Below are 6,535 nucleotides of genomic sequence, written 5' to 3' on the forward strand. Positions count from 1 at the left end.
TCGGGGTCCTGCAGGGATTCTCACGGATAACTCCGGGAACCGCTGCGGACTTCCGCCAATAACCGGGAGACGGCCGTGATGCCGGTCCGCCGATCCGGGCGGGACGGGACGCGGTCGCGGCGTCGCGGCAGGGCCCGTCGTCGCGCTCCGTGACGACGGACCGTGACGGGGACGGCGGGCATGGGCGGGGAGAGGGCGGGCATGGGCGGCGGGAGAGGATCATCTCCAGCGGACTCCCTCGGGGTCGAGTGGCGCGGGCCCCTGCGAATCTGCCCCCCGCGCGGGCCGGGGCAACGACGGACACGCGGACGCGTCGTTCTTCGAGCGAGCCTTTGCGCCGCCCTTTACCGAGACCTTGTGGGAGGGGCCGGTCCGCCCCGGGCACGAGCACCGGTCCACCTCGGGCGCGAGCACCGGTCCGCCGGGGCCGAGGCCGGGTCCGGACCCCGGCCCCGCTACGCCGCCGGGACCCGTCCCAGGACGGTGTCGAGATGGTCGTTGGCGAACGTGCCCGCCGGGTCCAGGGCGTCCCGTACCGCCAGGAAGTCGGCGAAGCGGGGGTAGACCGTGGCGAGGTAGGCGGCGTCGCGGGTGTGCAGCTTGCCCCAGTGCGGCCGTCCCCCCAGCGCCGTCATGATCTCCTCGACGCCCTCGAAGTAGGCGGGGTTGGGCGTCGGCCGGTAGACGTGGCAGGCGATGTAGGCCGACCGCCTGCCGTAGGCGGTGGACAGCCAGGCGTCCGAGGCCGGGGAGACCCGCACCTCGACCGGGAAACTGATCTTCCAGTCGCGCCGTGCCAGCAGGTCGCGGACCTCGGCGAGGGCCCGGCCGAGGTCCTCGTACGCGATGGCGTACTCCATCTCCAGGAAGCGCACGTCCCGCACGCTGGCGAAGACCCGGTGCGAGGCGTCGGTGTGGGTGGAGGCCGACAGTGCCGCGGCCGAGAGGGCGTTGAGCCGGGGGATGGCGCCGGGGAAGCGTGCGCCGATCCCGCAGAGCGCGCCGAACAGGGTGTTCTCCATGAGGTGGTTGTCGAGCCAGTACTTCAGCGCGCCCGGTGGCCGGGCCGGTCCGAGGCTGCGGTTGTTGCGCTTGGTCAGGCAGGTGTCGGTGTGCGGCAGCCAGAAGAAGTCCAGGTGCTCGTTGCCGTCGGCCAGTTCCTCCAGCGAGGCGAGGATCGAGGTCAGCGTCCTCGGCTCGCGGGTGCTGCGCAGCAGGAAGGACGGCTCGGTCCGGAACGTCACCGAGGTCACCACGCCGAGCGCGCCCAGGCCCACCCTGGCCGCGTCGAACAGGTCCCGCTCGGCCACCCCCCGGATCACGCCGTCGCCGTCGGCGCGGACCGTGACGACCTCCCCGTCGGCCAGCACCAGCTCCAGGGCCAGCACCTGGTCGGCCAGGCCGCCGACGTCCCGCCCGGTACCGTGGGTGCCGGTCTGGACGGCCCCGGCCACGGTCTGGGCGTCGATGTCGCCCATGTTGGCCAGGGCCAGGCCGTGACGGTGCAGCTCCGCGTTGAGCGCGCGGATCGTGGTGCCCGCCCCGGCCGTCACCCGGCCGTCCCCGACGGCGTGGATCCCGGTCAGCGCGCCGGGGCGCAGCAGCAGGCCGTCGGTCAGGGCCACCCCGGTGAACGAGTGCCCGCTGCCGATCATCCGCACCCGGCGGCCCGCCGCCGCGGCGTCGCGGACGGCTCGCGAGACCTCCGCGGCGTCGGCGGGGGTGCGGATCTCCGCGGGGGTGGCGGACTGGTTGCGGGCCCAGTTGCGGAAGGTCTCGGGCATGCTCGCTCCTGCCCCGCGGGTCTGGCCGGGCCCGGGGCGCGGGGCTCCCGGACGCGAGACGACCCGCCCGCGGCACGCGGGTCGTCGCCGGTCCACCGGCTCCGTCAGCGAATATGAAGAGTACTCACGATTGACCGTGGACGACAGGGGGACGCGGCCGGACGGGACCCCGGGCCGGCGGGTGATTTTCCCGGCAACGGTCTCTCCGGCGGCGCGCGGGAACTAGTGTGAGCGCAGTGTCACGTCTTTCCGGGTTGCGGTTCTTCGTCCCTGCGATGGTGATCCTGACCGCTCTCGTCGCTCTCGGCGCGGTCCTGCTCCTGCTGATCGTCCCCGGTGTCCCCCCGGCCCCCAACGCCGCCGAGGCCGGTGTCCGGGACCTGGCGGCGATCGAGCCGATCGCCACCGCCGCCCCCTCCACCCCGGCCGCGGAGCCGAGGACCGAGCCCGCCTCCGAGCCCGCCTCCGAGGTCGTCCCCACCCCGCCCCGGCTGATGGTCGTCTCCCGCTCGACGCTGACCGAGCGGACCCGGGCCGGCATCTCCCGGCTCAGGTACGTCCGCAAGATCGACGTCTTCGACGGGGGAGTGGTCAAGGTGGCCGGGGTGGGACTCAACCTCATCGCGGTGGACCCCGCCCGCTTCCGGGCCTGGACCCCCGACGGCGTCGCCGCCCAGCCCGCGCTCTGGAGCGCCCTCGCGGCCGGGGACCTGGTCGCCGACAGCTCGGCGGCACGCCGCCTCGGCCTGGTCCTGGGCTCGCACTACCAGGTGGACGGCGGTCCCCGGCTGCGCGCCGCGGCCGCGGCGTCCTTCGGGCTGCCCGGCGTGGACGGCATCGTGGCCGAGGAGACCGGTCGCCGCCTGGGCCTGCTGCCGGGAGTGGCGATGCTCGTGCACGGACCGCAGAAGGCCACCGCCCTGCTCAGGAAGCGGGTGGGCAGGCTGCTGGGCCCCGGCTCCCAGGTGGTCGCCGTCGGCCGCGCGACCGGTGCCGCGACCGCCCGCAAGGCCGGTGGTGAGAAGGCCGCGAGCACCGACGGCGGGACCGGGTCCACCCGCGACGACACGGGCGCGGGCCCGGCCGCGACCGGCGAGAAGGCCAGGCGGGTCGCGGTCGGCAGGCCTACGAGCTACCTGGAGCTCTACCGGAGGTCGGCCGGGGTCTGCCCGGGGCTCTCCTGGACGGTCCTGGCCGCGATCGGGCAGGTGGAGAGCTCGCACGGGCGCAACAACGGCCCGTCGTCGGCGGGCGCGCAGGGCCCGATGCAGTTCATGCCCGCCACCTGGAAGGCCTACGGGGTGGACGGCGACGGGGACGGCGTGGCCGACATCTGGAGCCCCTACGACGCGGTCCCCTCGGCGGCCAACTACCTGTGCGCCAACGGGGCCGGCCAGGGCGGCAAGAAGCTGGAGAAGGCAATCTGGTTCTACAACCACTCCTGGTCCTACGTGGCCAAGGTGATGGCCGTCTCCCGGGGGTACGCGGCCGCGTACCCCTGAGAGGCCGCCCGGGCGCGGAGTCCTCTCGCAGGTCAGCCGGGACGGCGCCGGGGCGCCGGGCAGCAGGTGGCCGGGCAGGCCAGGGGCTCCGGCTCGGCGATCAGCTCGCCGACCATCGAGACGAACCTCGGGTGGACGCCCGCCGTGGCCGCCCGCACCAGCGGCAGGCCGATCCGCTCCGCCGTCTCTGCGGCCTCCACGTCGAGGTCGTAGACGACCTCCATGTGGTCGGAGACGAAACCGATCGGCACCAGCACCACCGCCGGGGCGTCGATCTTCTCCAGGTGGTCGCAGACGTCGGGCTCCAGCCACGGGATGTGCGGCGCGCCGCTGCGGCTCTGCCAGACCAGGTCCCACGCCCGGTCCCCGCCCACCGCGTCGGTGATCAGCTCGGCCGCCCGGCGCAGCTGCGCCTCGTACAGCCCGCCCTCGGGCCCGGCCGTCTCGGCCATCGAGACCGGGATGCTGTGCGCGGTGAAGACCAGCCGCGCGCCCTCGCGCACCCCGGCCGGGAGGCGGTCCAGCGCCTGACGGGCGTGGTCGGTCATCGCCGCCAGGAACCCGGGGTGGTCGAAGTAGTGACGGAGCTTGACGATCTCCGGCGCCCCCTCCACCGCGGCCCGGGCACGTGCGATGTCGTCGCGGTACTGACGGCAGGCCGAGTAGGAGCCGTAGGCCGAGGTGACGAAGGCCGCGGCCCTGCGCACACCGTCGTCGGCCATCCGGCGGACCGTGTCCTCCAGGAACGGGTGCCAGTTGCGGTTGCCCCAGTAGATCGGCAGATCGACGGTGGGCCGCACGGCCTCGATCAGGTCGCGGCACTGGTCGTTGATCGGGCTGGCGCCGCCGAGGCGCTGGTAGTGCTCCTCGACCTCCAGCAGCCGCTCGCGCGGGACGCCGCGGCCCCGCACCACGTTCTCCAGGAACGGCATCACGTCGTCCGGTTTCTCCGGTCCCCCGAACGAGACGACGAGAAGTGCGTCGTAATTCCCCATGGCATTCATCAAACCGCATGCCGGGCTGTCCTCTCGCATGCTCACCATGGGTAGTTCGTCACCCGGGGCCCGGCGGATGCATGCCGGAGATCCGAGGTTGAAGAACGATCGCCGGGTAGGTTCGAATCCGTGACTCCATTCAATGACATTCATGACTATGTCGGTGTACCGCGGCTGGTGTCCCTGCGGCTCTCCCCCGACGGCACGCGCCTGGCGGGCGTGGTCCAGGCGCTCAACCCCGACGGGAAGTCGTACGGAACCTCGCTGTGGGAGATCCCCCTGGGCGACGGCGCACCGCGCAGGCTGACCCGGTCGGTCAAGGGCGAGGCCGGGGCGGAGTTCACCGGAGCCGGTGACCTGCTCTTCGGCTCCCGCCGGCCCGACCCCACGGTCAAGGACGCGGACGAGGAGGTCCCGGCCCTCTGGGCGCTGCCGGCGGGCGGCGGCGAGGCCCGGCAGATCGCCTCCAGGCCGGGCGGCGTGACCGGGTTCGCCACCGGCGGGCGGACCGTGGTCTTCGGCTCCGACGTGCTCCCCGGCGACGAGGCCGACGAGGCCGGGCGGCGCAAGGCGCGCAAGGAGGGCGGGATCAGCGCGGTCCTGCACGAGGACTACCCGGTGCGCTACTGGGACCACGACCTGGGGCCCGGCGAGACCCGGCTGTTCGCGGGCACCCTGGGGGACGGCGAGCGGCTGACCGAGGTCAGGGACCTCACCCCGCAGCCGGGCCGGGCCCTGACCGACGAGGCCTCCTACGCGGTGACGCCGGACGGCTCCACCGTGGTGACCACCTGGAGCGTGCCCCTGCCGCACGGCGAGCGCCGGTCGGAGCTGGTCGCGATCTCCACGACCGCGGACGGTTCCCGGCGGGTCGTGGCCGGGCAGGACGGCCACGACTTCGAGGGCCCGGTCAGGATCTCCCCCGACGGCCGTATGGTCGCGTGCGTCCGCAGCAACCACGCCACCGTCGACCGCATCCCCGAGACCGTCCTGTGGATCGTCGACCTGGCCACCGGCGAGGGGCGCCCGGCCGCGGGGGCGCTCTGGCCGGGCGACCTCGTCTGGGCCCCCGACTCCCGCTCCCTGTTCGTCACCGCCGACCACCGGGGACGGAGGCCGGTCTTCCGGGTCGCGGCCGACGGCTCCGCGCCGGAACGGCTCACCCCCGACGACGCCGCGTACTCCTCGCTCAACGTCGCGCCCGACGGCGCCGTCTACGCGCTGCGGAGCTCCGTGGACGCGCCCGCCGCCCCGGTCAGGATCACCGCGGACGGCACGATCGGGACGCTGGCCTCTCCCGCCCCGCGGCCGGAGACGCCCGGCACCCTCACCGAGGTCACCGCGACCGCCGACGACGGCGCGGAGATCAGGGCCTGGCTGGTGCTGCCCGAGGGGGCCTCGGGCGAGGACCCGGCCCCGATGCTGCTCTGGATCCACGGCGGCCCGCTGGCCAGCTGGAACGACTGGTCCTGGCGCTGGAACCCGTGGATCATGGCCGCGCACGGGTACGCGGTGCTGCTGCCCGACCCGTGCCTGTCCACCGGGTACGGGCCGGAGATGATCCGGCGCGGCTGGGCCGACTGGGGCCCGCGGACCCACGCCGACCTGATGGCGATCACCGACGCCGCGCTGGAGCGGCCCGAGGTCGACGCCACCAGGACCGGCGCCATGGGCGGTTCCTTCGGCGGCTACATGGCCAACTGGCTGGCCGGGCACACCGACAGGTTCAGGGCCATCGTCACCCACGCCTCGCTGTGGAACCTCGACCAGTTCGCCGGCACCACGGACGCGTCCATGTACTGGCAGCGGGAGTTCGGCGCCCCGGGCGGCGAGCTGTACACCAGGCTCTCCCCGCACCTGTCCCTGGAGAACATCACCACCCCCATGCTCGTCGTGCACGGCGACAGGGACTACCGGGTGCCCATCGGCGAGGCCCTGCGCCTGTGGTGGGACCTGAGGCGCTCGGAGGTGGAGTCGAAGTTCCTCTACTTCCCCGACGAGAACCACTGGGTGCTCAAGCCGGGCAACGCCATCGTCTGGTACGAGACCGTCCTGGCGTTCCTGGGTCAGCACGTCCTGGGCCGCGAGTGGAAACGGCCGGAGTCGCTCTCGTGAGCCTCGCCCCTCGGATCGGGTGGGACGATGGTGATCCGCGGGGCGGGTGTCCCGGGGGGGGGGGGGGGGGGGGGGGGGGGGGGGGACGCCCGGAAGACGGACGTGGGAGGAGAGGGAGGGGGAGGGGGGGTGGGTGGGG

At 73.9% G+C, this 6,535-nt stretch carries 4 protein-coding genes; 2 read left to right on the forward strand and 2 right to left on the reverse strand.

Annotation, left to right across the window (positions count from 1 at the left end; translation table 11 throughout):
- Nucleotides 1-455: 455 nt before the first annotated feature.
- Nucleotides 456-1,784 (reverse strand): D-arabinono-1,4-lactone oxidase, encoded by a 1,329-nt coding sequence (locus ACZ6RT_RS26850; protein ID WP_470156907.1) that lies wholly within the window; start codon nucleotides 1,782-1,784, stop codon nucleotides 456-458.
- A gap of 236 nt (nucleotides 1,785-2,020) precedes the next feature.
- On the opposite strand from ACZ6RT_RS26850, the gene ACZ6RT_RS26855 reads away from it, so the two are divergent.
- A complete protein-coding gene (locus ACZ6RT_RS26855) occupies nucleotides 2,021-3,286 on the forward strand; it encodes a lytic transglycosylase domain-containing protein (protein ID WP_470156909.1) in 1,266 nt (421 codons plus the stop codon).
- A 32-nt stretch (nucleotides 3,287-3,318) separates the two neighbouring features.
- Here ACZ6RT_RS26855 and ACZ6RT_RS26860 read toward each other — a convergent pair whose 3' ends face one another.
- Nucleotides 3,319-4,281, reverse strand: coding sequence for a ferrochelatase (locus ACZ6RT_RS26860; protein ID WP_470156910.1), 963 nt, complete (start codon nucleotides 4,279-4,281; stop codon nucleotides 3,319-3,321).
- Between the two features lie 129 nt (nucleotides 4,282-4,410).
- Here ACZ6RT_RS26860 and ACZ6RT_RS26865 point away from each other — a divergent pair, with 129 nt between their 5' ends.
- Nucleotides 4,411-6,396, forward strand: a complete 1,986-nt coding sequence (locus tag ACZ6RT_RS26865; RefSeq protein WP_470156911.1) for a S9 family peptidase — start codon at nucleotides 4,411-4,413, stop codon at nucleotides 6,394-6,396.
- The last annotated feature ends 139 nt before the right edge of the window (nucleotides 6,397-6,535 follow it).

This window comes from Streptosporangium sp. NPDC050148 (assembly GCF_055586505.1).

Coding starts and splice junctions, on each gene's coding strand:
- ACZ6RT_RS26850 (WP_470156907.1), bottom strand. CDS start 1,784: ATGCCCGAGACCTTCCGCAACTGGGCCCGCAACCAGTCCGCCACCCCC.
- ACZ6RT_RS26860 (WP_470156910.1), bottom strand. CDS start 4,281: ATGGGGAATTACGACGCACTTCTCGTCGTCTCGTTCGGGGGACCGGAG.